Here is a 25628-nt window from a genome sequence, read left to right as displayed (position 1 = left end):
AACAATAACCCCAATAACAGGCTGAAAACCCATCATGAAACACCCTTTCCCCGACCTGATCGACATGGTTATGGATGAAAGCGAGCCGGGCTGGAGTGTCAACAGCATCCAGATTGGCGAGAAGCACAAGAACACCAATAACGTGGCTCACGGCGCCGTGCTATACGCCCTGGCCGATACCGGCATGGGCTCCGCCCTGTTCCCCACCCTGGACGAAGGTCAGGTGTGTGCGACCATCGAGATCAAGATGACGTATTTCAAGCCGGTGTTCGCCGGGCGGGTGGTCTGCCGCACCGAAATGGTCAACCGGGGCAAGACCATTGCCAACCTGGAGTCCCGGCTGTATGTGGATGATGTGCTGGTGGCCCAGGCTAACGGCAATTACGCCATATTCCGGATCAAGGCCAGTAACGGAAACCCGGGACCGTCGAAAAACGAATCAGACGGATAGTGCCGGGCCCGTCCCGGACACGCTACCTCAGGTAATAGTCGAAGGTGGAGACCACCCTCACCGTCTTCACAGGCTGCTGCTCAGCCATGACGCCCGGCGCCTGGTCCCGGGCCAGGATCTGGAACACGCCCTGGTTGGCTCGGCGCAGGCCACCCAGCTCGGCGTCAGCATCACGGGCAAACTGGCGCGCCGACTCGCGAGCCGCAGCCGTGGCCTCGGCGATCATGTCGGGTTTGATATCGTTCAGGCGAGTAAACAGATAGGTCGGCCCGGTGGGGCCGTAGTCAGAGGACAATATAACGCCGGAGTCCACCAGGTCGCTGACGCTCTGGGCTGCCTGGCGCACCTTTGCCACTTCATCTGTGCGCACCATCAGCACCTGGTTGATAATGAACTTGCGGGTCCCGCTCTCGGGCTGGTAAGGGTTCGCCCCGGTATCCACCACATCGAGTCGTTGCAGCTCCACCGAATCGTCAGAGATAGCCTGCAGCTTCAGGAAGGCCATCACCCCCTCCCTGCTTTTGCGGGCCTGCTCCCGGGCTTCATCCAGTGTGTCGCCGGTGGCCGCAAAGCGGATCGGCCACAGGGCCAGGTCCGCAGTAACCTCCTGTTCGGCCACGCCCTTGACGGTGACATAGCGGTCACCGGTGCGCATTTCCGTGAGGCCATCCTTCAGCAGGGACGCGGAGAAAATCATGCTGATACCAAGTACCAGAGCAACCAGGAATTTCATCGGATAGTCCTTTACAGTCAGATTATCGAAGGTTTCACGCCGCCTGTACTTCTCCGGCAGCGCTGGCCAGGCAGGCAAGCATAGCATCCACCTCTTTCAGTTTGCGTGCACGGGACCATACCTGTTCCGCCTCGGAAAAACCCTGGCGCAGGTAGTTCAGCCACTGCTTGATGCGCCCGGTTACATAGCGGTCTTCCAGCCGGGTCTGCAACGCGGTGGCATACTCGTCAATGAGCGGAATCACCTCGAGCCAGGTCATTTCCGGCGCGACCTCTCCATCCTGGCTGGCCTTGATGCGCCGGGCCAGGTCCGGACGTGCGATCAGGCCACGACCGATCATCACATCGTCACAGCCAGATACCCTGCGGCAACGCCAGTAGTCATCGACGGTCCAGATCTCTCCATTGGCAATCACACGGGTGTTGACCGCCTCCCTTACCCGGGCAATTTCCTCCCAGTAGGCCGGCGGTTTGTAACCATCGACCTTGCTGCGGGCGTGGATAACGATTTCCGCCGCGCCTGCGGCCTCAAGGGCCTGGCCGCAGGCGACGCCCATGGACCGGTCATCGTAGCCCAGGCGCATCTTGGCGGTCACCGGGATCTCAGCCGGCACCGCCCTGCGCACAGCAGCGGCAATCTCGTACATCAGCTCGGGTTCGCGCATCAACACACAACCGCCCTTGTGTTTGTTGACGGTCTTGGCGGGACAACCGAAGTTGATATCCACCTGCCCTGCACCCAGCTCGGCGGCTTTGGCACCATGGCGGCCCATCATTTCGGGGTCAGACCCCAACAGCTGGACGGCAACCGGTGTCCCGGCCCCGGTGACAGCCTGGTTGTGAAGTTCCGGTGCGTACTTGTAGAAAATCCTTGGCGGCAACATGCCGTGGGTCACGCGAATGAACTCGGTGACACACCGGTCAATACCGCCAACCCGGGTCAGGGTTTCGCGGATAGGTGCGTCCACCAGCCCCTCCATAGGGGCAAGGATAATTCGCATGGGAGCTCCAGGGGCTGAACGAAGTGGGTCAGGTTGCTGCTGATCAAAAATCAGGCGGGGAGGATTGTAAGGAATCAGGCGGGAAGATGGTAGCCGGGCACCCTGAAATCAGGATGCCCGGCCGATTTTTTACGACACTACTGGCGGATCAGGCCTGTACGTCGAAGCGGTCGTTATTCATGACCTTGGCCCAGGCTGAGACGAAGTCACGAACGAACTTCTCGTCGTTGTCGTCCTGGGCATACACCTCGGCGTAGGACCGGAGGATGGAGTGGGAACCGAATACCAGGTCTACCCGGGTAGCGGTCCACTTCTTCGCGCCAGTCTTGCGATCGCATACCTCGTAGAGGCTGTCTCCCGCAGACTTCCAGCTGTAGGCCATGTCGGTCAGGTTGACGAAGAAGTCGTTCGTCAGCTGGCCTTCCCGGTCGGTGAACACACCGTGCTTGCTGCCACCGTGGTTGGTACCCAGCACCCGCATACCACCGATCAAGGCGGTCATCTGTGCGGCGGTCAGGCCCATCAGCTGGGCACGATCCAGCAGCAGCTCTTCGGGTTTGACCACGTAGTCCTTCTTCTGCCAGTTGCGGAAGCCATCGGCCACCGGCTCCAGCACATCGAAGGAAGCCGCATCCGTCATGTCGTCGGTAGCATCACCGCGACCTTTCAGGAACGGCACGTGCACATCGTAGCCGGCCGCCTTCGCGGCTTTCTCGATACCCACGCTGCCGCCGAGTACAATCACGTCGGCAATGCTGGCGCCGGTGTCGGCAGAGATCTGCTCGTAAACTTTCAGCACCCTGGCCAGGCGGTCTGGCTCGTTGCCTTCCCAGTCCTTCTGGGGCGCAAGGCGGATACGGGCGCCGTTGGCACCACCACGCATATCGGAGCCACGGTAAGTCCGGGCGCTGTCCCAGGCGGTGCTGACCATGTCACTTATGGACAGGCCGGCATCGGCGATCTTTTCCTTGACCACTTCTTCAATGTAGTCAGTGGCGCCAGCCGGGATCGGATCCTGCCAGATCAGGTCTTCAGCCGGCACTTCCGGGCCGATGTAACGGGACTTGGGGCCCAGGTCACGGTGGGTGAGCTTGAACCAGGCCCGTGCGAAGGCATCCTGGAACCGCTGCGGATCCTTGCGGAAGTCTTCGAGGATCTTGCGGTAGGTCGGGTCCACCTTCATGCCCATGTCGGCGTCGGTCATGATCGGGTTGTGGCGAATGGACGGGTCGGTGGCGTCTACCGGCTTGTCCTCTTCCCTGATATCCACCGGCTCCCACTGATTGGCGCCGGCAGGGCTCTTCGTCAGCTCCCACTCGTGGTCCAGCAACATGTCGAAGTAGCCCATATCGAACTTGGTGGGCTCAGTCGTCCAGGCACCTTCAATACCGGAGGTAAATGCGTTGGAAGCACGGCCCTGCATGTTGGGGTTATCCCAGCCAAGGCCCTGGCCGACGACATCGGAACCTTCCGGCTCCGCACCGATGGTGCTTGCGTCGCCATTACCGTGACACTTGCCCACCGTATGGCCGCCCACGGTGAGGGCTGCGGTCTCTTCGTCATCCATGGCCATCCGGGCGAAGGTTTCACGTACCTGGGCGGCGGTCTTCATGGGGTCCGGCTGACCGTTAACACCTTCCGGGTTCACATAGATAAGCCCCATCTGCACCGCGGCCAGCGGGTTTTCCATGGTGTCGGGCTTCTCGACGTCCCCGTAACGTTCATCGGAGGGTGCCAGCCACTCTTTTTCGGCCCCCCAATAGATGTCTTTCTCCGGGTGCCAGATATCTTCACGGCCAAAGGAGAAACCGAAGGTCTTCAGGCCCATGGACTCATAGGCGATGTTGCCGGCCAGGATCATCAGGTCTGCCCAGCTGATCTTGTTGCCGTACTTTTTCTTGATTGGCCACAGCAGTCGGCGGGCCTTGTCGAGGCTGGCGTTGTCCGGCCAGGACGCGATCGGGGCAAAACGCTGGTTGCCTGAACCACCGCCCCCGCGGCCGTCCGCCATACGGTAGGTGCCTGCAGAGTGCCAGGCCATACGGATCATGAAGCCGCCATAATGGCCCCAGTCGGCCGGCCACCAGTCCTGGCTGTCTGTCATCAGGGCGTGAAGATCCTGTTTGATGGCATCGAAGTCCAGCTTGCGAACTTCTTCCCGATAGTCGAAGCCCTCGTCCATCGGGTTGGTTTTGACGTCGTGTTGATGGAGGATGTCGAGGTTGAGGGATTCAGGCCACCAGCCGGTCACGCTCTGGCTGCTGGCGGTATTGGCGCCATGCATGACCGGGCACTTTCCACCTGTACTGTTATTCTGACTCATCGTTCACTCCTGTTGTTACCACTTGGGCAAGGAACACGTTGTTGAAGGGGCATCACTTAACATAGGTCAAGTGGGCCACCCCTGCTTGAAACTTTCCTAACGTCGGGATAGCGAATCGCTATGACCAGTGAGGCTTTGGGCGCTGGCATAGTCACCGTAGTATTCGGCGAGGATTCCGAGCGTCTCTTGCCATGCTATCGGTGTGATTTCGAACAACACTGACATGGGACAACTCCTGCGTTATCAGCGACAGGATCACTGTACCCCGGGGATCAGACTGGGCGACAATTAATTAAAAGAACTTTTTTGAAAGATTTTTACTATCGAAAAAAGAACAGGTAGTCAGGTTCGAGGGACAACGGTTATATCAGCAGGCTATAACCGCTCGATGGACAGGAACTTGCCGGCGTCGTCAAACAGGATGCGGAAGCTGCCGCGAATGCCATCGCGGAGGAAAAAACGGGAGAGGATACGGGCCGGGAAGCGGACGGAACGTCCGTCCCGGGCCGTGGTGTGGACATCCGTGGCAACGCCCTGGTAGAGCTTGATCCACTCGTCCGGACTGATCTGGATGTCCACAATAATTTGCTGCATTCGGATTTCTGACTTTGGGTGGCTAGCGTCGCCCGAGACCTTGTTTGCGGGACACGCCGTGAATACGTCCCTGTAGGCTCTTCAAAAACTTCCCTGTTTTTGAAGGTCCCGCAAACAAGGCCACGGACCACGCTCTCATACCGACGGGAAAACGCTTACGCAAACGCGAAGCGGATCAGTTCGACAGCTCCAGCAGCAACCGGTTAAGGCGGCTGACGTAGGCACCCGGATCCTTCAGCTGTTCGCCACTGGCCAGGGTGGCCTGGTCCAACAGGACTGCGGACAGTTCCTTGAAGCGCTCTTCGCCCTGCTCGGTTTCCAGTCGCTGTACCAGCGGGTGGTCCACGTTGATTTCGAAGATGGGTTTGCTGTCCGGCACTTTCTGCCCGGCAGCTTCCATGATCTTCTTCATCTGGGCGCCCATATCGAATTGCCCGACCACCAGACAGGCTGGTGAGTCAGTCAGGCGGTTGGTCACGCGCACTTCCTGCACCTGGTCGCTCAGGGCGGTCTTGATCCGCTCAAGCAGGTCCTTGTGCTCCTGGGCGGCCTCTTCCTGGTGCTTCTTGTCTTCCTCGGTCTCGACTTCGCCAAGGTCCAGGTCGCCACGGGCCACGTCCTGGAACTGCTTGCCGTCGTACTCGCTGAGGTAACCCATCATCCACTCATCGATACGGTCAGAGAGGATCAGTACCTCAACTCCTTTCTTGCGGAAGACTTCCAGGTGCGGGCTGCTGCTGGCCGCCTGGAAGCTGTCGCCGGTGATGTAGTAGATCTTGTTCTGGCCGTCTTTCATGCGGCCGATGTAGTCGTCGAGGGAGACGTTCTGGGTGCTCTCGCCAGTCTGGGTCGAGGCAAACCGCAGCAGGCCGGCGATCTTCTCCCGGTTGCTGAAGTCTTCCGCCGGACCTTCCTTGAGGACCGTGCCGAACTCGTTCCAGAAGCCCTGGTAGTCCTCGGGCTGCTTCTTGGCGAGCTTGGACAGCATATCCAGAACCCGCTTGGTCATGGCGTTGCGGATGGACTCCACGGTGCTGTCGTTCTGCAGGATCTCCCGGGAGACGTTCAGGGACAGGTCGTTGGAGTCGATGACGCCCTTGGCAAAGCGCAGGTACAGGGGCAGGAACTGCTCGGCGTCGTCCATGATGAACACTCGCTGTACGTACAGCTTCAGCCCACGGGGCGCTTCCCGGTTATAGAGGTCAAACGGTGCACGCTTGGGGATGTACAGCAGGCTGGTGTAGTCCAGCTTGCCTTCCACCTTGTTATGGGACCAGGTGAGCGGGTCCTCGAAGTCGTGGGCGATATGCTTGTAGAACTCCTTGTACTCCTCGTCCTTGATCTCGGTACGGGGCAGGGTCCACAAGGCGGTGGCGTCGTTGACGGTCTCGTCCTCGCCTTTCTTGTCCTCTTCCTCGGATTCGGACTTCATGACCACCGGGAAGGAGATGTGGTCGGAGTATTTCTTGACCAGGCTGCGCAGGCGCCAGCCGTCGGCGAACTCCTTCTCGTCTTTTTTCAGGTGCAGGACGATGCGGGTACCACGGTTGTCCAGTTCGAGGTTCTCGATGGTGAATTCACCATCACCCCGGGACTCCCAGTGCACGCCCTCGGATTTGGGCGCACCGGCACGACGGGTGTACACCTCGACCTTGTCGGCCACGATAAACGCGGAATAGAAGCCAACACCGAACTGGCCGATCAGCTTGCTGTCTTTCTTCTCATCACCGGACAGCTGTTGCAGGAACTCGGCGGTACCTGACCTGGCGATGGTGCCGAGGTTCTCGATCACATCGTCCCGGGACATACCGATACCGTTATCGGCCAGGGTGACGGTGCCTGCGTCGGCGTCGTAGTCCAGTCGGATTCTCAGCTCCGGGTCGTCCTCGTACAGGCTGTCGTCCTTGAGGGCAGCAAAGCGCAGCTTGTCTTCTGCGTCAGAGGCGTTGGAGATCAGCTCCCGCAGGAAGATTTCCTTGTTGGAATAAAGGGAGTGAATCATCAGGTGAAGCAGCTGCTTCACTTCGGTCTGAAAACCTAGCGTTTCTTTACCGGTATCAACCGTCATGGCGCGGTGTCTCCTGCTGTATGTCTGACAAAAGGTCGGCGCCTGCCCGGCAACCACCACCGGCCAGGCGCACTTGTTCAAAGCGTGAGGACAATTTGGGGGCCGTTACGGTCATTTCAAGTCCCGGGAACGGGCTCATTTTTCAAGCAGGAAGTGGGCCCGGGCGGTCGCGATGGGTTCGTTACGGGATTTCTGCCAGGCGCTGATCATCACGTTGGCTACCCGGTTACCCTGACGGGTCAGATGACATTCGGCGTAGGTTTCCCGGTCCAGGCCCGCACGCAGGTAATCCAGTGAAAAGTCCACGATCTTGGGCATGCGGAAGGTGTCCTGGGACATCATCAGGTAGATGGCGGCGGAAACTTCCATAAAGCCCCCGATCACCCCGCCATGTATTGCCGGCAGCATGGGGTTGCCCAGGTTGGAGTCCTTGCGGGGCAGCCGGAAGATCAGGTCGTCCCCGAACCGATCGCATTGCAGGCCAATGTAGCCGGCGTAGGGAATGCTTTCCAGAAGCCGGGTGAAGTCACCGGTTTGCTGGGTTTCCCGGAGAATATCTGCAGTGGTCACTGGTCCACCCCCATGATCATGTCGCGGTATGCCTTGGGTGTCGCATCCTTGCCGATGCGCATGAAGGTGCCCACACAGGTGGCCACGATTTCGCCATCGTCCTGGAACGCCTCGCAACGGGTGAACACGATATTACGGGACATCTTGCGGATCTCCGCGCGGGCATACACCGGCTTGCTCGGTTCCGCCGGGCGCATGTAGTCCACCCGCAGGTCCAGCGTGGGGCATAACTCGAACTCGTCGAGCGCGCAGATCATGACCGAGCCTGAGGTGGTGTCCATCAGCGTGGTGATCGCGCCACCGTGGATCACACCTGTTTCCGGGTTGCCAATGATTTTCTCACTGTAGGGCAGGCACAGGGTCAGCTGCTGCGGATCTGCATCCGCCACGGTCAATCCCAGGTCACGGGCCTGGTTAAGAATATTGATGAACCGGTCAACCCGGTCCACGAGTACTTTATCGGTCATAGCGATCCTGTCGTCAGGCAGAAAACGCGCGGATCATACCCCATTTTGGCACTGGATTCAGCGGTCGCTGCCCGGTTCAGGGGGCTGCTGTCTGTCGCGCCAGTTTCCGCTATTATAACCCCGGTGCGAACCGTATTTTCCGCACACCAACTTCAACCACAGGCAAGGAGACCTACGTGAGGAAACTGTCTTTTACCCGGGCCCGGACGGCTCTCGCTCCCGCGATAGCGGCACTGGCAGTTCTGGCCGGTGGCTGCGCCGTAAACCCGGTAACCGGGGAATCGCAGCTTTCGCTGATCGGAGAGAACGAGGAACGTCAGCTCGGTCAGGAGAATTACACGCCCACCATCCAGTCTCAGGGAGGCCGGTTCTACCTGGACCCGGAACTCACCGTTTACGTTCAGGAAGTGGGCAACAAGATGGCACAGGTCAGTGACCGCCCTGACCTGCCCTACGAGTTTGCAGTACTGAACAGTAGCGTCCCCAACGCATGGGCGCTCCCCGGCGGCAAGATTGCCATTAACCGGGGGTTGCTGGTAAAGCTCGACGATGAAGCTCAACTGGCCTCTGTTTTGGGCCACGAGATTGTCCACGCAGCGGCCCGCCACAGTGTGCAGCGCATGCAACAGGGCATGCTGCTGAGCGCCGGTATGGCCGGGCTGGGCCTGGCCCTGGGAGATAACGAATGGGGCGGCCTGATCATGGGCGGAGCCGCCATCGGCAGCCAGTTGGCCCTGGCCCAGTACAGCCAGTCCCACGAGCTGGAATCCGACCGCTTCGGTATCGAGTACATGGTGGAGGCCGGTTACGATCCCCAGGCAGCGGTAGAGCTGCAGGAACTGTTCCTGGAACTGTCTGAGGGACGCTCGTCCGGCTTCCTCGACGGCCTGTTCGCCACCCACCCACCCTCACAGAAGCGGGTAGAGGAAAATCATCGCCTGGCGCGGGAGCTGGGTACCGGTGGCATTCGCAACCGGGATAGATACCAGCGAATGATTGCGGAAGCGAAGCGACTGCAACCAGCCTATGACCTGCACGATGAAGGTCTCAAGCTGGCCGGAGAGAAGAACTACCAGGCCGCCCTGGCCAAGGTTAACCAGGCGGTGAAGATGGCACCCCGTGAGGCGGCCTTCCACGCCACCCGGGCCCGTCTGCACGAGGCAATGAACAACCCGGAAAAAGCCGAGGCGGACTTTAACCGAGCGGTTGAACTGTATCCGGAAATGTTCAGCTATCGCCTGTACCGTGGCCTCTATCGCCTGGACAAGGGCAACCTGCAGGGCGCCCAGGCGGACCTGGAAGCCTCTGCGCAAGTGGTTCCCACAACCATCGCCTATCTGCGACTGGGTGATATTGCCGCTCACCAGGGTGATCGTAACAAGGCAGCCGCCTACTACAACGAAGTGGCCAAGACGGAAGGCAAGTTGGCTGAAGAAGCCAGGCGCAAGTTGTCGAACCTGCAGCGATGACAGATCGACCGGAGGGTGGTTCGCCGCCTTCCGGTCATACCTCCCTTTCCTGGTCCAGGGCATTGACTTGGCAGGGCAATCCCGCAGAAACTCATGGGAGCCCCCCATCAAGGTGCATAGGTACCCCCATGCTGGACAGCTTTTCCCGCTCAGCCGCCCGACGGGCGCGCCGACAGTACGTCGGCCTGATGTTCCGCTTCATGGGCCATGCCCTTGAGGCCATCTCCCGCTTCGACAAAACCGTTATTGACGAGGCCCGGGGTATGCCCGACGGCCTGGTATTCCAGATGACCGTGCTGCCATCGGGCCCGGCGCTGGCGATTGAACACACCGGTGACGGTGTGCTCCGCTACCTTGGCAGTCGCTATGACGGACCAGTGGACCTTTCGATACGCTTCAAGCACCTTGCCCATGCGTTCCTTGTCCTTTCGTTCCAGGAGAAAACCGTGGAAGCCTTCGCCAATGACCGCATGGTGGTGGATGGCGACATTGCCCTGGCGGTACGGATGACAAGGATACTGAACCGCCTGGAAGCCATTATCCTTCCCCGGCTGATTGCACGCCGGGCCATCAAGGAATACCCAGCTGAGCTGGGCCTGCTGGAAAAGCTACCCGGAGCCATTGGTGTGTATCGCCGGGTGGCATTCTCGATGATCCGTGATTTGCGCAAAGAGGCCCTGTCCCAATGAGTCGTTATTACGAGTTTTTCTGCCCGGTGAAGGTAATCGCCGGTGAAGCCGCCCTCGAGCACCTGCCCTATGAACTCACCAGTATCGCCTCGGTACGCCCCATGATCGTCACCGATGCCGGGGTACGGGCAGCGGGCCTGCTCGAGCCGGTCATCGCTGCCTGTACGGAAAGCGATGTCACCTTCGCGGCCATCTACGATGAAGTGCCGCCGGACTCTTCCACAACGACGGTCCGTGAAATCGCGAATCTCTATAGACAGCAACAGTGCGATGCCATTATCGCGATCGGCGGGGGCTCTTCCATCGATACGGCAAAGGCGGTGAACATCCTGGTGTCAGAGGGTGGTGATGACATTGCGGCGTACAGCGGTGCGGGTGTGCTGACGCGGCCATTGCGACCTTTTTTCGTGGTTCCGACGACGGCGGGTACCGGATCAGAGGTCACGTCCGTTGCGGTCATTGCAGATACGGAACGGTCTGTGAAGCTGCCTTTCACATCGTCGTTCCTGTTACCCAACGCGGCCATTATCGATCCAAGAATGACGCTCACGCTGCCGCCCCACATTACCGCTGCAACCGCCATGGACGCGCTGACCCATGCGACGGAAGCCTACACCTGCCTGGCCAGGAACCCGCTCAGCGACGCCTATGCAACGGCTGCGATCAAGAAAATCGGGCGCTCATTACTGGCCGTCATGGACAACCCCGACGATGTCCAGGGCCGGCTCGACCTTGCGGAAGCCTCGACCATGGCCGGTATTGCCTTCTCCAATTCCATGGTAGGCCTGGTCCACTCCCTGGGCCACGCCACGGGCGCAATCTGTCACCTGCCACATGGGCTTTGTATGAGCCTGTACCTGCCCTATGTACTGGAGTACAACCTGGAGGATATCCGCGAACCCCTGTCGGAATTGCTGCTGTACCTCGAAGGCCCGGAAGTCTGGGCGGCAACGCCCGCCTCCCGTCGCGCAGAGACGACCATATCCGCTGTCCGTCACCTGCGGGACGAACTTCACCATCGCTGTGAACTGCCGCGGACCCTTCGGGAAACCGGCAAGGTAAAGCAAAGCCAGTTGGATAATATTGCGCGCCAGGCGCTGGACGACGGCTCCATTATCTATAACCCGAGAGAGGCAAGCCTCAAAGACGTCCGATCCTTGCTTGAGAAGGCCTGGGGCTGAATACTACTCCGACTTTCCGCTGATTGAATCGCAGAGCGAAACGAGTGACAATCCCCGCTGCGCCCCACGGTGACACCACAAACCGTGTAAAGCCGCCTCCAAAGGGTATCTTCACCATGTTACTCCCGCGCCTGCGCTGGCTTGCCCCGGCTGTCATGTCACTGGTTTCTGCGTTCACCAGCGCCAGTGAGCCGGTCACACCTGCAGAACCGTTGAACGGTGAAAACCCGATCCTGCATTTCAACGTTTCGACCAGCGGCTACCCCCCCTATATCATTCACCATGATGACGACCGTTATCATGGTATCGCCTACGAGGTGGTCAGCCGGATTTCCGAACGCCTCGGTTACCGCGTGGAGCCCCATAAAATCCCCCGCAAGCGAGTGGATGCGATGCTGCAGGATGGCTATATTGACGCCACGCCAAGGGCCAGGGAGTGGACAGAGAGACCCGGGAACTTCCTGTTCACCGATGCCATTGTCTCCATCCGGGAAGTCTTCTTTACACCGGTGGAGTCCGGGTTCCGGTTCGAGGGCCTGGACACACTGCAGGATGTGACCCTGGTGACACCGCTCGGTTACCACTACCCTGAACTGAAACCACTGTTCGAAAACGGCACCATTGAACGTTACGAGGTCTCAGAGGACCGGGATATCTTCACCTACCTGCTCCACGGCCGGGGGCTGGACGCGGCGGTTGCCGATCTGGGTGTGGGCCAGTGGATCATTCGCCAGAACGACTGGCAGGGCCAATTCCGCCATAGCGAGAAGGCACTCAGCGACTACGGCTATCGCCTGATGTTGCGCCCGGACTGGGCCGCGTTTGCCGAAGCCTTCAACGAAGAGCTGGCCGACATGAAAGCCAGTGGCGAGTTGGAGCAGATCCTCAATCAGTACCGCTGAGCAAATGCACCCGCCCCGGTTGTTTCGGCTGCCGAGGCATCCTTAGCCAAGCCCCGATCGTTATTCCAGCCGTCGTAACAGCAACATCGGGCTGACCTGCAACACAGGCCGCAGCTGCCAACGCCCCAGCAATGCCAGTACGAACCCGCTGATCAGGGGAATTGGCAGGGCTACCTGCCAGTGCCAACGGAACTCGCCCCCAAACATCCGGTATTGCAGCGCCCATACGGCCGTTTCTGCCGCCAGCACCCCCAGTATACCGGCCAGCAACCCAGCCAGGCCGAACTCCAGCATGGTGCTGTTCACCAGCAATGACTGACGCCCACCCAGGGTCCGCAGCAAGGCACCCTCCCTCTGCCTGTCCTGCAGCGTAGCACTGACGACGGCCGCCATGACCACCAGGGAAGCCGCCAGGATCAGGGCCAGGATCGCCTCAATGGCCTGGGTCACCTGCCGCACAATCGCCTGGATTCGCTCGATGATATGGTCAACTTCCAGCAGGGATACCGTCGGGAACATACGGGTAAAGTCGTTGAGGGCGTCCTTGCGGTGCTCTGGCAGATAGAAACTGGTAATCCAGGTCGCAGGCAACCCCTCCAGCGCGCCCCCCGGAGGAAAGGCCATATAGAAGTTGGGCTTCATGCTTTCCCACTGCACCGTACGGATACTGGTCACCGGTTCGGCGATGGTCTGCGAGCCGATGGTAAAGCCGAGCACATCACCGAGTTCCACGCCCAGCTCCGCCGCGAGTTCCGCTTCCACCGACACGCCTTCGGCCTGGTCGTTTGCAAACCAGTCACCGTCAACGATGCGATTGTCCTCCGGCAGGCTTTCCATCCACGTCAGGTTCAGTTCGCGGTTAAGGGCGTTAACGCTGTCATCCTTGCTGACCACCTGCCTTACCGGCTGGCCATTTATCTCGGTTAGCCGGCCGCGCACCATGGGATAAAGCGTGTCCAGGCCCTGCCCTTGCTGATCCCAGAAGGCCTCGACTTCATCCACTGTCTCTGGAGCAATGTTGATCAGGAAATGGTTCGGGGTCTGTTCAGGCAATTGTGCCTGCCAGTCCGCCAGCAGCGACGAGCGCACCAGGATCAGCGTGCTGGCCAGCATCAGCGTCATGGCGAACACGGCAATCTGGGAGAGGCTGGCGCGACGGTGCCGGTAAAGGCCTACCAGGGCCAGGCGCCAGGCGTTTCCGCCGCCGGTGACGCGGCGCAGTGCGAGCAGCAACAGCCAGCCCAGCAGGGCCAGAATACCCAATAGCGCAACCAGCCCGCCAATCAGCGCCACGACCAGCATCACTTCACGGGCGTAAAGCCACACCAGGCCGAAAACGGCCACCACGGCAATGGCGATATCACCCCACGCCCGACTGTCCGCTTCGCCAGGCTGACTGCGCAGCACCCGCATGGCAGGCACATGGCGCAGCCTGCGAATGGGTGGATAGGCAAAGGCGAACAGCGACACCACCGCCGTAGCCAGGGCTGGCGCCAGGGAAGGCAGGTCCACCGTGAAGGGAACCTCCTGCTCCAGCACCCTGGCCATCAGGCCGTTGAGAAAAGCATAGACCGGCAGTGCCACCAGCAATCCCCCGGCCATCCCAACGATGCCCCACACTGACAGGCGTACCAGGTACATCTGTCCGATGCGCCGGCTGGAAAGGCCAAGGGTCTTGAGCAGGGCAACCGTATCCCGCTGGCCAACGGCAAACTGGCGACTTGCCACGGCTACCGCCACCGATGCAAGCAAGACGGCGATGCTGCCACCGAGCAGTAAAAAGCGCTCTGCACGCTGCAGAGATTCAGACAGGGCTTCCCCGTCCCGGATGCTTTCCCACTCATGGGAGGGTTCAAGTCGAGGTTCCAGCCATTGATAGAAACCTTCAAGGGCGGCCTCATCGCCGGCGAACAGGTTCACATACTCGACCCGGCTACCCTCCTGAATGACACCCGTGGCAGCCACGTCATCCGCGTGCATCATTACCCTGGGTGCCAGGCCGCCAAGATTGAAGCCGCCATCCGGCTCGCGAACCAGCAGGCCGGACACGGTCAGCTGCAGGTTACCCACGTCAACGGTGTCTCCCACTTGCACCTCGAGCAACCGCATCAAACGGGGATTCAGCCAGGCTTGCCCCGGCCGCGGGCCGCGCTCGAGCAGTTGCCGGTCACTGTCGGTATCCTGCTGGACTTCGACCTGCCCCCTCAGCGGGTATTCATCACTCACCGCCTTGATGGACACCAGCTGGAAGCGATCGCCGCCACTGAGCATGGTGGAAAATTCGACCATTCGCGCGGTTTCCAGCCCCCGGTTGCGGGCTTCCTCCCGCCACTCGGCGGGAATAGGCTTGCCATGCTCAGCCTCCAGCTGGCGGTCTGCCGCCAGGAAAGAGCTGGCAGAGGTAATCAGGGTGCGCTGCAACTGGTTGGCAAACAGGGCAATAATGGCGACCGTTGCCACCGCGATGATCAAGGCACTGAGTACTACCTTGACGTCCCGCTGACGCCAGTCTCGCCTGACCGATCCCAGTTTCTGACTGGCGGACATCAGGCAGTCTCCTCACCGGCGGCTTCCAGGTGCCCGGCCTCAATGGTCAGTCGGCGCTGACATCGGGACGCCAGGTTTTCATCATGGGTCACCATCACCAGCGTGGTGCCCTGCTCCCGGTTCAGGGCCATCAGCAGATCCTGGATGTCCTGTCCGGTCTGGTTATCCAGGTTACCGGTAGGCTCGTCAGCAAACAGGATGACAGGCTCACAGGCGAATGCCCGGGCAATGGCCACCCGCTGCTGCTCGCCGCCCGAGAGCTGGCGCGGGGTGTGGGTAAGGCGATCACAAAGCCCTACCCGCTCCAGCAGTTCCCGGGCGCGGCCCTGCGGATCCGGGAAGTCCGCCAGCTCCAGCGGGAGCATCACGTTTTCCAGGGCACTGAGGGCCGGCAGCAGCTGGAAAGACTGGAATACGAAGCCAACACGCCTGGCCCGCAAGGCAGCCCTTTCATCTTCACCAAGGCGGCTGATGGCCTTGCCTTCCAGCACCACCTCACCTTCCGTCGGTGTATCCAGCCCGGCCAGAAGGCCCAGCAGGGTCGTTTTGCCGGAACCGGAACGGCCCACGATAGCGACGGACTCCCCCCGCTTGATTTCAAGACTGACCCCTTGCAGGATGGTGAGCGTATCTCTGCCCAGGTCTACCCGCTGTGTCAGGTCGGTTACTGTGAGAATGGCTTCGGAAGTCTGTCGGGGTCCACTGGAAAGGTCTGTCACGTATGCTCCGGGAACTGATTCAGTATTCGCCACTCTATCCTGCCTGAAGGAAAGAAAAGAGGACGCTTCATGGTCGTTAACTCTGTGGTTACTTCTATAACTACGGTATTTTCACGTCAGAGATCAACGGTTCTGATTTTCTGGTTGCTGGCCTGCCTGGCCATGCCCGGCGCCGCTGCCGCCAGCACTATCCTGGTCATGGGCGACAGCCTGAGCGCCGCCTATGGCGTTGAGACAGAAACCGCCTGGGTCAACCTGCTGCGTGAACGCCTGTCAGAAGAGGACCACGATCAATGGCAGGTGGTCAATGCCAGTATCAGTGGCGAAACGACCGACGGCGGTGCCCGCCGCCTGCCAGCACTGCTGGACAGGCACCAGCCGGATATCGTCATAATCGAGCTCGGTGGTAACGACGGCCTGCGGGGCTTTCAGCCTCCGGTGATCCGCGACAACCTGTCAGCCATGATCGAAGCCTCCCGCGAAGGGGGCGCCAGCGTGCTGCTGGTAGGTATGCAGATCCCTCCCAACTACGGCCCTCGTTATACGCGAATGTTTGCGGATATGTTCCCGGACCTTTCCGACCAGTACAACACCGGCCTGGTTCCCTTTTTCCTTGAGGGCATCTATAACGGTGACGGGATGATGCAGGACGATGGCATCCACCCTACCGGCGAGGCCCAGCCGCTGCTGCTCGACAACGTCTGGCCCCACCTGGTGCCGCTGCTTCAGGAAACCACGGCCGCAAGCCGGTAGCACACCTGTGGCGATCAGCGCTGACCGGTGATCGCCGCAAGGAAGTCGGCGGCCCGCTGCTCTGACCAGTACCGACCCCGGAGGCCGCGTTGCACGAAACCCACATGGCCGCCATACCGGGTAACCTCCAGCTGCGTCCACGCCCCCCGCACTGCCGGGTCCTCGGGGAAGCAGTCGGCGGACAGGAACGGATCGTCAGCCGCATTTACAACCAGGGCCGGCACACGGATATCCCTGAGCCGGAACAGGGACGACGCCCTGTACCAGTAATCCTCCGCACTGGCGAAACCGTGCAGCGGTGCCGTGTAGCGTTCATCAAACTGATGGAAGCTGCGAATTCCGTCGTAGCCCTCCATGGTGATCAGGTTGGGGAACCGCCGGGCCTTTTCGGCCATCTTGGGCTTCAGATCCCGGATAAAGCGGGACATATAGAGTCGCCGGCTGGGCAGGGCCAGCACATCGGCGCCGCCAGCCAGGTCACAGGGTACTGAAAAGGTCACTGCACCGGCGATCCGGCTGTCCACTCCCTCACCCTGCTCACCAAGGTATTGCAGGGCGAGGTTTCCGCCCATACTGAAGCCAGTCAACGCCATCGCCCGGTAACCCTGGCCGAGACCATGGCGAACGATCACATCCAGGTCATCTGTGGCGCCACTATGGTAGAACCGGGGCTGATGGTTCATCACGCCACCGCAGGAGCGGTAGTTCCAGGCCAGCACATCCCACCCCTCCGCCAGGAGGGCACGGGCAAGCCCCAGTACATAGGGCCGGCGACTGTGTCCCTCGAGCCCGTGGCAGATAACCACCACCCGGTCCGAGCCCTGCCGGTACCAGTCCAGCCAGAGCTCATCGTTATCGGGCGTGGCAATGGTCTCTGTTGCCGGCGCCCTCAGGTCAACCCGCCGGAAAATACTCGGCCAGATGGATTGGGCATGGCCATTACGGAGCCAAATCGGGGCCCGGTAAGGAGGCGTGGACGATAACGCCCCTGGCGCCTGCCGGGGCCTTGCAGATAACGCTGTATCAGACATATAAAAATATTTGAATCCTGTGTTTTCAGGGGCTTGACCCCAACCCGCAAAGACCTTAATATGCGCGCCATCTCGACGCCAATCCCCGATAGCTCAGTTGGTAGAGCAACGGACTGTTAATCCGTTTGTCGCTGGTTCGAGCCCAGCTCGGGGAGCCATATTCTGAAAAGCCGCCACCTGTAGCCAGGTAGGCGGCTTTTTTCTGTTTACATCTATATTTCTGTTCCGAAGCGGCCCACTTCGGCAGCAAACGGTTCTGCACTTTCAGCTGTACAGACCGGGGCGGGCGTGCTGGCACCACCCCACAGAAATCGGGGCGCTGCACAGCAACCCGCCGAAGCTCAATTAACCTCTGGCCACCCCATAAACGCGCTGAGCACCTGGTACAGCGTATAACCATCCCGGGTACCGCAAAGCTCTCGAATGGAATGCATCCCCAACTGGGGCACACCGATATCCAGGGTGGTCACCCCAAGGTTACCCGCTGTAATAGGCCCGATGGTGCTGCCACAGCCCATGTCACTGCGCACCACAAAGGTCTGGTGCGGCAGCCCCAGCTCGTCACTGATATGCCGGTACAGGGCCGCTGAGCGGCTGCTGGTGGCGTAGCGCTGGTTGTGGTTGACCTTGATCACCGGTCCCTGGTTCAGCAGCGGACCATGGTTTTCGTCATGCCGGTCAATGTAGTTGGGGTGGACGCCGTGGGCGTTGTCCGCAGAGATCATCATGGAACGGGCGATCACCCGGCTACGGTTCTCCGCCCCGCACCAGCGATCCAGAACCGACGACAGGAAAGGCCCCTGGGCCCCTTCTGCTGACATACTGCCTACTTCCTCATGGTCATTACACACCAGCAGTGCCGGCTCATCTCCATTGGAGTCCAGCAGCGACTGCAGGCCGATGTAGCAACTGAGCAGATTATCCAGGCGCGCCGAGGCAATAAACTCGTCCCGAAGACCCGACAAACTGGCCGGCTGGGCATCGTAGAAACTCAACTCGTAACCCAGAACCTTGCCGATGGACTGCTCCGGGTACTCCTTGAGTACCTGCGCCTCGAGCAGGTCGTTGAACGCCGTCTTGTCATCATCTGGAGCCTGCATTAACACCGGGGGCAGATCCGTCTGGGCATTGATGGAACGGTTGCTGTTGGCGTCCCGGTCCAGGTGAATCGCCAGGCTGGGAATAAACGCCACCGGCCGCCGGAAATCCACCAACCGGTCCTGAACCCGGCCCTGCCCGTCCAGCAAGGTTACCCGCCCTGCCAGTGACAGATCCCGGTCAAACCAGGGATTGAGCAGTACACCACCGTAGACTTCCACCCCCAACTGGTAGAACCCTTTCCGACGCAGTTCCGGGTTGGGCTTCACCTTCAGGCAGGGGCTGTCGGTATGCGCCCCAACCATACGGACACCCGCCTCCAGCGGCGACCGGTTACCGGTCCGGAAGGCGACAATGGATGAGCCGTTTCGGATGACGTAGTAGCCCTGTCCTTGCTGCAGGTTCCACTCTTCCCGTTCATCCAGGGCCTGGAACCCGGCATCGTCCAGGGTCTGGGCCATGTTGCGGGTTGCGTGCCAGGGAGTTGGTGAAGTGGAAAGGAATTCGAGCAGGTTCTGGTTAAAGCTGGTGTGTTCCATAGGTTCTCAAAGACTCGCACGAAAATTCAGTTGAAGTGAGTATCTCATGGGGACCGGGGTGTACTCTACTGAGGGGTTAAGCGTACCCAACACCGCGCCTTACTTCTCGGGTAGACTGGTATCTTGCAGTCGCTGATCATCGAATACTTAGGAGCAAATATGCCGCAGGGCATCCCACACTTTCTGGACATCGAATACTTCCAGAACGACGACCTCTTCTTCCCCACCGCCATCGCCTGGAGCCTGGCCGATGGCCGCATGAAAACCATCGTCATCGAGCCAGACGACAGCTGGCTGCCCCAGGGCGCTGAGCTGGCCGAGGATGAACTCCGGTACCTGCGGGAACAGGGCGTCCCACTGATCGAACTGGCCCGGGCACTCCATGAAGACCTGCCCGACCAGCAGGTCTACACCGACGGCCTTGACCCGGACGAAACCCTGATTGACCTTATCTTCGATGCCGTCGCCATGCCCGTACCCTTCGAACTGGCACCGCTGGACGACCTGATACCGGGCCTGGACCGGGATGCCCTCGAAGACCACCGGCGGGACCTTATGTTCGAACAGGGCCTGGAACCCCAGCTGCCGGAAAACGGCGTCTATGCCCTGCTCCTGCTGGCCCGCCAGGAAGGCCTGATCGAGGCCCCGGACGCAGACCAGCACAACGATGAGTGGTGACCGTCACACCTTGTGACGGATGTGCCAGCACTGATGGATCCGGGGGTTGCGCTGGAAGTCCCGGTCCAGGGTGGCCGGGGTAACATCCTCCACCTCGAACAACTCCGCCAGCCCCTCATCCAGCCGGAAACGGCGGAAATTATTGGAGAAGATCAGCACGCCGTCGGCGGTCAGACGTGACATGGCCTGACGGATCAGTGTGCCGTGGTCCCTCTGGATATCCAGCACCCCCTGCATACGGGCGGAGTTCGAGAAGGTGGGCGGGTCCATGAAAATCAGATCAAAACGCTGATCCGGTGACGGCTTCTCCGCCAGCCACTTCAGACAGTCCGCCTGCTCCACCAGGTGCTTCTTCGGGTCGGCGCCATTGAGCGCCAGATTGTCACGGGCCCAGTCCACATAGGTGTTGGACATATCCAGGCTCAATGACCGGCTGGCACCGCCAGCGACCGCCTGCACAGTGGCAGCACCGGTATAGCAGAACAGATTCAGGAAGCGTTTGTTTCGGGCATGGTCGCGAATCCAGCGTCGTACCGGGCGATGATCCAGGAACAGGCCGGTATCCAGGTAGTCCCTGAGATTTACCTTCAGGCGACTGCCCAGCTCATCCACCTCCATGAATTCGCCGGTGGCATCCTGTTTCTCGTACTGGCGGGTTCCTGCCTGGCGCTGGCGTTGCTTGCATACTACCTGGTCCGGCGATACACCCAATGCCTCGGGTATCACCGCCAGTGCTTCCGACAGCCGCTCCCTGGCACTTTTCTCGTCTACCGATTTCGGGGCAGCGTACTCCTGAACATGAACCCGGTCGCCGTAGATATCGATCGCCATGGAAAATTCCGGCATATCCGCGTCGTACAAGCGATAACACTGGATATTCTGCTTGCGGGCCCACTGACCAAGGGCTTTCAGGTTTTTCTTCAGCCGGTTCGCCAGCATCTGCGCCCGTTCGGGGTGAGTGATTCGGGCACGAACCTCGCCGGGGGCGGTCATCTCCCGGGGACGGACGGCATTGTCCTCATTAATATCGAATAACAGCAGCTGCGCCGGAATCTTGCCATTGAAGAAACGGTATTGCTTGTGGCTGCGCAGGCCAATGGCGTGGCCCAGTTCCGGTACACCGGTAAAAACGCCCAGCCGCCAGCCAGGCAGGTGCTCACGGACAGCCTCCCCAAGGGACTGGTATAGCGTACCTAACTGTTGCCGCTCGCTGAGGCGCTCACCATAGGGCGGGTTGACCAGTACAAGACCCTCGGAGGCCCATTGCCCGTCACGATGGAAATCTTCCACGCCCCGGGATTCCACATGGATGAGCCCTTCCAGGCCGGCACGGCCGATATTGCGCCAGGCGGTGGCGATAACCCGGCTGTCCTGGTCGTAGCCAATAAATCGTGGCATCCGACCCTGCTTGCCTTCCCAGGCCCTTCGCTCCGCCTCCTGGCGCAGTTCCATCCAGATTTCCGGCTGGTGACCCAGCCAGCGCTCAAAACCAAAGGCCTTGCGCAACCTTCCCGGCGCCTGGTCCAGGGCCATCAGGGCTGCCTCGATCACCAGCGTGCCAGAACCGCACATGGGATCGATGAAGTCTCCTCCCTCGGCGGCGATCTCCGGCCAGCCGGCACGCATCAAAAGCGCCGCCGCGAGGTTCTCCCTCACCGGCGCAATGCCCTTCTCGGTGCGATAGCCCCGCATGTGCAGGCTGTCGCCACTCAGGTCAATGGCAATATCCAGCTCTCCACGATGAAGTCGGGCGGAGACGGTAATGTCCGGGTCCTTCGCATCCACACTGGGCCTCACAGTACCCTTGCCCCGCAGGTGGTCCACCACGGCATCCTTCACTTTCTGAGCGCCATACTGGGTATTGCGGATCAGTTCATTGGTACCGGTAAAGACCACGCGGAACTTGCCGGTTACCGCCAGGTGGGACTCCCAGGGTATTTCGTGGACCCCCTGATAGATGGATTCGTTGGTGCGGGCATCCACCGTCGCCAGGTGCAACAGCACGCGGTTAGCCAGCCGGGACCAGAGACAGGCTCGATAGCCTTCGGCCAGCCCACCCCGAACCCATACGCCGGCAGGGGCCGTTTTCAACGGTTCCAGTCCGAAAGAGACCAGCTCCGCCTGCAGCAGGTTATCCATGCCTCTGGGACAGGTCACAAAGAATTCGTATTGCTCGGTCACTGGAACCTCCGGGTCAGCGCCTGCGTGGGTAATGCGGGCGCCAGTGCTGGAATTGGGTGTCAGGAGTCAGGGTAGCGCATGGTACCCGACCCTGGTTATTTCACATAAACATAACGGAGCAGTCACATAGATGAAATAAGTACTGTACTCCGCCACCAGATTCATCATAGGGTGTCATTGACGCGTCAAATAAAGGGGAGTCCCAGAGGGCCCCCTGATTTCAGGATCCTGACTGCCTTGTCGGGAAGTAACCCGGACCTTGAGGGTCTTGTTATGAAAGGGTTTCTTCTATCGTACACTGGCAGACGTGTACACGCTTGTTCTGTAAATCCATGTAGGTGAGGAACGGCATGAAAAGACAGAAAAGAGACATGTACGCTCGCGCATTCAAGCGGGGATACCAGGCCGGCGTGTCCGGAAAATCCAAGGACAGCTGCCCGCTGGACCAGCCAGAAGTCAGACAGGAATGGCTGAACGGGTGGCGGGAAGGACGCACCGACAACTGGGAGGGTATGACCGGCGTTTCCGGCATCCACAGGCTTGCCGTCAACGGGACGACTTGACGGTCACCCTGGTTAACTCCGCGTGCTCCGGGCTGAGAGTGTCTCTGACTGATGTTTTTTCTGTACTTGATAGTACAACCAGAGACTTGCCGCTTTCAGGCGGACACATAACACAGAACGATATTTTGACGTCGTCAAACTGACGAGATTCACAAACTGACAATCTGGTTTTTACAGGGGCGTACCGGCTCCCCTCAACAACCGCCGGAACCTGAAATCGGGTCCACCCGACCCGAACCAGACATAACCATGTCGCCACGGGGTTTATTCCCCGCACGGGCCCGCTCAGCGGGCCCTTTATTTTTGCAGGATGAAAACACCACCCTGCGCCTGTTACTGCCCCGCCTTCAACGCCCGAATCGCTTCTACCGACTCTTTAACCAGGGCCGGCCCCCGGTAGATAAACCCGGTATAAACCTGAACCAGGCTCGCACCGGCCCGGATTTTCTCTGCCGCACTCACTCCATCCCGGATACCCCCCACTCCGATGATCGGCACCTCGCCGCCCAGGGCATCAGACAGGCCACGGATTACCCGCAACGAAGGTTCACGCACCGGATCACCACTCAGACCACCAGGCTCCGCCTCATGCCGGTGGCCCTTTACAGCCTCCCGGGATACGGTGGTATTAGTGGCTACAACCCCGTCGATACCGGCTTCACGGAGCGCACTGGCCACGAAGCGGATTTCATCGTCGTCCATGTCCGGCGCGATCTTTACCGCTAGCGGTACGTACCGGCCGGTGGCCTGCTGCTGGGCTTGCTGCTCCTTTTTAATAGCTTCGAGCAACTGTTTCAGCGAGTCACCAAACTGAAGGTCCCGCAACCCTGGCGTGTTAGGGGATGAGACGTTAACGGTGATGTAGTCAGCGTAATCATAGACGGCAGCAATGCCCTTACGATAATCCTGTTCAGCTTCTTCCGCCGGAGTCACCTTGTTCTTGCCCACGTTGATACCGAGCACACCGCTGTATCGACGCTTTGCCACCTGGGCCACCAGGTGATCCAGGCCTTCGTTATTGAAGCCCATGCGATTGATGATCGCGTTGTGTTCTGGCAAACGGAACATTCGCGGAGCCGGATTGCCTGGCTGGGGCTGCGGCGTTACGGTGCCCACCTCGATAAAGCCAAATCCCAGGGCACCCAGGCCCTGGAGGTGATCAGCGTTCTTGTCCAGGCCGGCAGCAAGGCCAACAGGGTTGGGGAAGTCCAGCCCCATAACCCGGACCGGCAAGTTAGCCGGCGGCGGTACCAGCGCCTTCAGCAGGCCACTGCCGGCAGCGACGTCCAGGCCAGTCAATGCGACCCGGTGGGCCATTTCCGGGGGCAAGGTGAACAAAATCCTGCGAAGCAACGTATACATAAATAACCCTGGTCAAAATTCCGATTTCAGAACCGGCCAAAAACACAGCAAAACAACGTGACCTTGTGAAATCTTCTGGTATTATTCTGCGCGCTAATTATGGGCTGCGAGTATAACGGAAGTTTTCCACAGTGGCTTCTGTTGCACGGCAATGACCTCTAAATGACTGTCTCGTTAAGGTCTTGTGACCTTTTCCACGAATTCTGTGGATAACTCTGTTGAAAATCGCCTTTCAACCGGGCTGATCCCTTGCCTCAAGCCGCCCCCTGCAAATTGATCAAATTTTGATCAGTTATTTTTTCCTTTATTTTCATTATTTTATATTAGTCAAAGCATTGATTCAGGCTTTACGCTACGCTTTACCAATCGAATATCCGCACACCGTTCTTGTGCATAAAACGAACGCGGATTTGTGACCCAGACCCCAAAAACCAGCCCATTTTACAGGAGTTGACATGTCCGCCAGCCACCAGCACCGCCTGGATGGTGAGTTCCGCGCCGCCTCCCGGGTAACCCTTATCGGTATGCTACTGGATGCCGTACTGGGCCTTTTGAAGTGTATCGTTGGCTTGCTGTTCAACTCCCAGGCCCTGTTCGTGGATGGCGTACACTCGTTTACGGATGTGGCGTCAGACCTGGTAGTCCTGGTCGTTATGAAGCTCTCCAGGCGTGGACCGGATGCGGACCACCCGTACGGGCACCAGCGCTTTGAAACCCTCGGCACGATGATTCTGGGCAGCTTCCTGATTGCCATTGGCGGTGCCCTCGCCTGGGATAATCTGTGGCGCGTGATGACCACCGCAGAACTGGCTATACCGGGCTGGCCAGTGCTGGTGATCGCCATACTCTCGATTCTGGGAAAAGAGTGGATTTTCCGCTACACCCGCCGGGTGGGGGAGCAAATTCGCTCTGACCTGATCATAGCCAACGCCTGGCACAGCCGCACTGACGCCTTCTCATCCGTGGTGGTGCTGGTCGGCGCTGTTGGCGCGATGGCAGGCTTCCCCTGGCTGGACGCCATCGCGGCCATCATTATCGCCATCATCATCGCCCATGTGGGTTGGCAGTTTACCTGGAGCAGCGTGCGGGAACTCGTAGACACCGGGCTATCCGACGAGGATACGCAGCGCCTGCGCTCGGCGGCTATGGCTACCGAAGGGGTCCGCAATGTCCATGACCTGCGAAGCCGGCGTATGGGCAGTGATATCCTGGTGGATGTTCACCTGGTAGTGAAGCCTGAAATCAGCGTATCGGAAGGACACCAGGTCGGCATGCAGGTCATTCGCCGGATGCGGGATGCCCTGCCCGACATCCGCGATATCAACTTTCATATCGATGCAGAAAACGATCAACAGGGCACCGTTACCACCCCCGAGCTGCCATCTCGCAAGACCATCCGTGACTGGCTGCACAGCCAGCTGCCGGAGCTTGACGATGCCCGGCACCACCTGCGCCTGCATTATCTCGGCAACCAGGTGCACGTAGAGCTGTTCCTGGACGAACCCCTGCCATTGGCCAGTGGCACCGTGGAGGTCAGAGTCGACACCCCTGAGTGGCTGGGCAGCCTGCGCGTCTGGCAGCCCGGCTGATACCCGAACACGCCTTACCAACCCCGGGCTTGAGTGCCGGGCGCCTAGTGTCCCGTTTGGTTAATTCGCTGACCTACTGCGTGACGCTGGGGCCTCTGGCCAAGGCGCCAGTCCGAAGGTG

Annotated in this window: 22 protein-coding genes and 1 tRNA gene; 10 read left to right on the top strand and 13 right to left on the bottom strand. The window is 59.9% G+C overall.

The features are described 5' to 3' along the window. The first annotated feature begins 34 nt into the window (after positions 1-34). The gene (locus MLC59_RS10530) at positions 35-451 is read left to right on the top strand and encodes a PaaI family thioesterase (RefSeq protein ID WP_248234106.1); all 417 of its coding nucleotides are present in this window, start codon (positions 35-37) and stop codon (positions 449-451) included. Positions 452-473: 22 nt separating this feature from the next. Here the strand turns inward: MLC59_RS10530 and MLC59_RS10525 are convergent, their stop codons facing one another. From MLC59_RS10525 to MLC59_RS10495, 7 genes are all read right to left on the bottom strand, one after another. Then, positions 474-1184 carry an SIMPL domain-containing protein gene (locus MLC59_RS10525; protein WP_248234104.1) on the bottom strand — a complete coding sequence of 237 codons (711 nt, stop codon included), beginning with the start codon at positions 1182-1184 and terminating at the stop codon, positions 474-476. 34 nt (positions 1185-1218) lie between these two features. Beyond that, on the bottom strand, positions 1219-2184 hold the full coding sequence (locus MLC59_RS10520) for a tRNA dihydrouridine synthase (protein ID WP_248234103.1): 966 nt from the start codon (positions 2182-2184) through the stop codon (positions 1219-1221). Between the two features lie 148 nt (positions 2185-2332). After that, on the bottom strand, positions 2333-4507 hold the full coding sequence (gene katG, locus MLC59_RS10515) for a catalase/peroxidase HPI (RefSeq protein ID WP_248234101.1): 2175 nt from the start codon (positions 4505-4507) through the stop codon (positions 2333-2335). 375 nt (positions 4508-4882) lie between these two features. Further along, the gene (locus MLC59_RS10510; RefSeq protein ID WP_091848345.1) at positions 4883-5101 is read right to left on the bottom strand and encodes a DUF2835 domain-containing protein; all 219 of its coding nucleotides are present in this window, start codon (positions 5099-5101) and stop codon (positions 4883-4885) included. Between the two features lie 175 nt (positions 5102-5276). Further along, the gene (gene htpG / locus MLC59_RS10505; protein ID WP_248234098.1) at positions 5277-7169 is read right to left on the bottom strand and encodes a molecular chaperone HtpG; all 1893 of its coding nucleotides are present in this window, start codon (positions 7167-7169) and stop codon (positions 5277-5279) included. Between the two features lie 135 nt (positions 7170-7304). Continuing rightward, positions 7305-7739: a PaaI family thioesterase gene (locus tag MLC59_RS10500; RefSeq protein WP_091848347.1), complete on the bottom strand. Its 435-nt coding sequence runs from the start codon at positions 7737-7739 to the stop codon at positions 7305-7307. Beyond that, positions 7736-8206, bottom strand: coding sequence for a PaaI family thioesterase (locus MLC59_RS10495; RefSeq protein ID WP_248234097.1), 471 nt, complete (start codon positions 8204-8206; stop codon positions 7736-7738). Before MLC59_RS10495 ends, MLC59_RS10500 begins: the two co-directional genes overlap by 4 nt. Before the next feature lie 176 nt (positions 8207-8382). On the opposite strand from MLC59_RS10495, the gene MLC59_RS10490 reads away from it, so the two are divergent. From MLC59_RS10490 to MLC59_RS10475, 4 genes are all read left to right on the top strand, one after another. After that, a complete protein-coding gene (locus MLC59_RS10490) occupies positions 8383-9675 on the top strand; it encodes a M48 family metalloprotease (RefSeq protein ID WP_427901718.1) in 1293 nt (430 codons plus the stop codon). Between the two features lie 128 nt (positions 9676-9803). After that, the gene (locus MLC59_RS10485; protein WP_248234096.1) at positions 9804-10364 is read left to right on the top strand and encodes an SCP2 sterol-binding domain-containing protein; all 561 of its coding nucleotides are present in this window, start codon (positions 9804-9806) and stop codon (positions 10362-10364) included. After that, complete coding sequence (locus tag MLC59_RS10480) at positions 10361-11545, top strand: iron-containing alcohol dehydrogenase (protein ID WP_248234094.1); 1185 nt, start codon at positions 10361-10363, stop codon at positions 11543-11545. The genes MLC59_RS10485 and MLC59_RS10480 overlap by 4 nt, the downstream gene beginning before the upstream one ends. A 116-nt stretch (positions 11546-11661) precedes the next feature. Then, on the top strand, positions 11662-12447 hold the full coding sequence (locus tag MLC59_RS10475) for a substrate-binding periplasmic protein (RefSeq protein WP_248234092.1): 786 nt from the start codon (positions 11662-11664) through the stop codon (positions 12445-12447). Between the two features lie 60 nt (positions 12448-12507). Here MLC59_RS10475 and MLC59_RS10470 read toward each other — a convergent pair whose 3' ends face one another. Both MLC59_RS10470 and MLC59_RS10465 read right to left on the bottom strand, forming a co-directional pair. Then, the gene (locus MLC59_RS10470; protein WP_248234089.1) at positions 12508-14994 is read right to left on the bottom strand and encodes an ABC transporter permease; all 2487 of its coding nucleotides are present in this window, start codon (positions 14992-14994) and stop codon (positions 12508-12510) included. Then, the gene (locus MLC59_RS10465) at positions 14994-15713 is read right to left on the bottom strand and encodes an ABC transporter ATP-binding protein (protein ID WP_248234087.1); all 720 of its coding nucleotides are present in this window, start codon (positions 15711-15713) and stop codon (positions 14994-14996) included. The genes MLC59_RS10470 and MLC59_RS10465 overlap by 1 nt, the downstream gene beginning before the upstream one ends. A 162-nt stretch (positions 15714-15875) precedes the next feature. On the opposite strand from MLC59_RS10465, the gene MLC59_RS10460 reads away from it, so the two are divergent. Continuing rightward, positions 15876-16466 (top strand): arylesterase, encoded by a 591-nt coding sequence (locus MLC59_RS10460; protein ID WP_248234203.1) that lies wholly within the window; start codon positions 15876-15878, stop codon positions 16464-16466. Between the two features lie 14 nt (positions 16467-16480). Here MLC59_RS10460 and MLC59_RS10455 read toward each other — a convergent pair whose 3' ends face one another. After that, positions 16481-17497, bottom strand: a complete 1017-nt coding sequence (locus MLC59_RS10455) for a YheT family hydrolase (protein WP_248234085.1) — start codon at positions 17495-17497, stop codon at positions 16481-16483. Positions 17498-17579: 82 nt separating this feature from the next. On the opposite strand from MLC59_RS10455, the gene MLC59_RS10450 reads away from it, so the two are divergent. Further along, a tRNA-Asn gene (locus tag MLC59_RS10450) sits at positions 17580-17655 on the top strand. A 183-nt stretch (positions 17656-17838) separates the two neighbouring features. On the opposite strand, the gene MLC59_RS10445 is transcribed toward MLC59_RS10450, so the two are convergent. Next, positions 17839-19134, bottom strand: a complete 1296-nt coding sequence (locus tag MLC59_RS10445) for a M18 family aminopeptidase (protein ID WP_248234084.1) — start codon at positions 19132-19134, stop codon at positions 17839-17841. Between the two features lie 159 nt (positions 19135-19293). On the opposite strand from MLC59_RS10445, the gene MLC59_RS10440 reads away from it, so the two are divergent. Next, on the top strand, positions 19294-19812 hold the full coding sequence (locus tag MLC59_RS10440) for a hypothetical protein (protein ID WP_248234082.1): 519 nt from the start codon (positions 19294-19296) through the stop codon (positions 19810-19812). 3 nt (positions 19813-19815) lie between these two features. Here MLC59_RS10440 and rlmKL read toward each other — a convergent pair whose 3' ends face one another. Further along, entirely contained in the window at positions 19816-21993 is a 2178-nt protein-coding gene (gene rlmKL / locus MLC59_RS10435) for a bifunctional 23S rRNA (guanine(2069)-N(7))-methyltransferase RlmK/23S rRNA (guanine(2445)-N(2))-methyltransferase RlmL (protein ID WP_345799768.1), read from the bottom strand. A gap of 350 nt (positions 21994-22343) precedes the next feature. On the opposite strand from rlmKL, the gene rmf reads away from it, so the two are divergent. Continuing rightward, positions 22344-22556, top strand: coding sequence for a ribosome modulation factor (gene rmf / locus MLC59_RS10430; RefSeq protein WP_248234080.1), 213 nt, complete (start codon positions 22344-22346; stop codon positions 22554-22556). Between the two features lie 333 nt (positions 22557-22889). Here rmf and MLC59_RS10425 read toward each other — a convergent pair whose 3' ends face one another. Beyond that, positions 22890-23918: a quinone-dependent dihydroorotate dehydrogenase gene (locus tag MLC59_RS10425; RefSeq protein WP_248234078.1), complete on the bottom strand. Its 1029-nt coding sequence runs from the start codon at positions 23916-23918 to the stop codon at positions 22890-22892. A 455-nt stretch (positions 23919-24373) separates the two neighbouring features. Here MLC59_RS10425 and MLC59_RS10420 point away from each other — a divergent pair, with 455 nt between their 5' ends. After that, positions 24374-25507, top strand: coding sequence for a cation diffusion facilitator family transporter (locus MLC59_RS10420; protein WP_248234077.1), 1134 nt, complete (start codon positions 24374-24376; stop codon positions 25505-25507). Positions 25508-25628 lie beyond the last annotated feature (121 nt).

Source organism: Marinobacter bryozoorum (assembly GCF_023156245.1).
Taxonomy (GTDB): domain Bacteria; phylum Pseudomonadota; class Gammaproteobacteria; order Pseudomonadales; family Oleiphilaceae; genus Marinobacter; species Marinobacter bryozoorum.
The sequence above is the reverse complement of the archived record's forward strand: the minus strand, read 5'-3'. Positions and strand labels throughout refer to the sequence as shown.

Bases quoted from the DNA above. Each gene is read 5' to 3' on its own strand.
- MLC59_RS10530 (WP_248234106.1), top strand. From the start codon at position 35: ATGAAACACCCTTTCCCCGACCTGATCGACATGGTTATGGATGAAAGC.
- MLC59_RS10525 (WP_248234104.1), bottom strand. From the start codon at position 1,184: ATGAAATTCCTGGTTGCTCTGGTACTTGGTATCAGCATGATTTTCTCC.
- MLC59_RS10520 (WP_248234103.1), bottom strand. From the start codon at position 2,184: ATGCGAATTATCCTTGCCCCTATGGAGGGGCTGGTGGACGCACCTATC.
- katG (WP_248234101.1), bottom strand. From the start codon at position 4,507: ATGAGTCAGAATAACAGTACAGGTGGAAAGTGCCCGGTCATGCATGGC.
- MLC59_RS10510 (WP_091848345.1), bottom strand. From the start codon at position 5,101: ATGCAGCAAATTATTGTGGACATCCAGATCAGTCCGGACGAGTGGATC.
- htpG (WP_248234098.1), bottom strand. From the start codon at position 7,169: ATGACGGTTGATACCGGTAAAGAAACGCTAGGTTTTCAGACCGAAGTG.
- MLC59_RS10495 (WP_248234097.1), bottom strand. From the start codon at position 8,206: ATGACCGATAAAGTACTCGTGGACCGGGTTGACCGGTTCATCAATATT.
- MLC59_RS10485 (WP_248234096.1), top strand. From the start codon at position 9,804: ATGCTGGACAGCTTTTCCCGCTCAGCCGCCCGACGGGCGCGCCGACAG.
- MLC59_RS10480 (WP_248234094.1), top strand. From the start codon at position 10,361: ATGAGTCGTTATTACGAGTTTTTCTGCCCGGTGAAGGTAATCGCCGGT.
- MLC59_RS10475 (WP_248234092.1), top strand. From the start codon at position 11,662: ATGTTACTCCCGCGCCTGCGCTGGCTTGCCCCGGCTGTCATGTCACTG.
- MLC59_RS10470 (WP_248234089.1), bottom strand. From the start codon at position 14,994: ATGTCCGCCAGTCAGAAACTGGGATCGGTCAGGCGAGACTGGCGTCAG.
- MLC59_RS10460 (WP_248234203.1), top strand. From the start codon at position 15,876: ATGCCCGGCGCCGCTGCCGCCAGCACTATCCTGGTCATGGGCGACAGC.
- MLC59_RS10455 (WP_248234085.1), bottom strand. From the start codon at position 17,497: ATGTCTGATACAGCGTTATCTGCAAGGCCCCGGCAGGCGCCAGGGGCG.
- MLC59_RS10445 (WP_248234084.1), bottom strand. From the start codon at position 19,134: ATGGAACACACCAGCTTTAACCAGAACCTGCTCGAATTCCTTTCCACT.
- MLC59_RS10440 (WP_248234082.1), top strand. From the start codon at position 19,294: ATGCCGCAGGGCATCCCACACTTTCTGGACATCGAATACTTCCAGAAC.
- rmf (WP_248234080.1), top strand. From the start codon at position 22,344: ATGAAAAGACAGAAAAGAGACATGTACGCTCGCGCATTCAAGCGGGGA.
- MLC59_RS10425 (WP_248234078.1), bottom strand. From the start codon at position 23,918: ATGTATACGTTGCTTCGCAGGATTTTGTTCACCTTGCCCCCGGAAATG.
- MLC59_RS10420 (WP_248234077.1), top strand. From the start codon at position 24,374: ATGTCCGCCAGCCACCAGCACCGCCTGGATGGTGAGTTCCGCGCCGCC.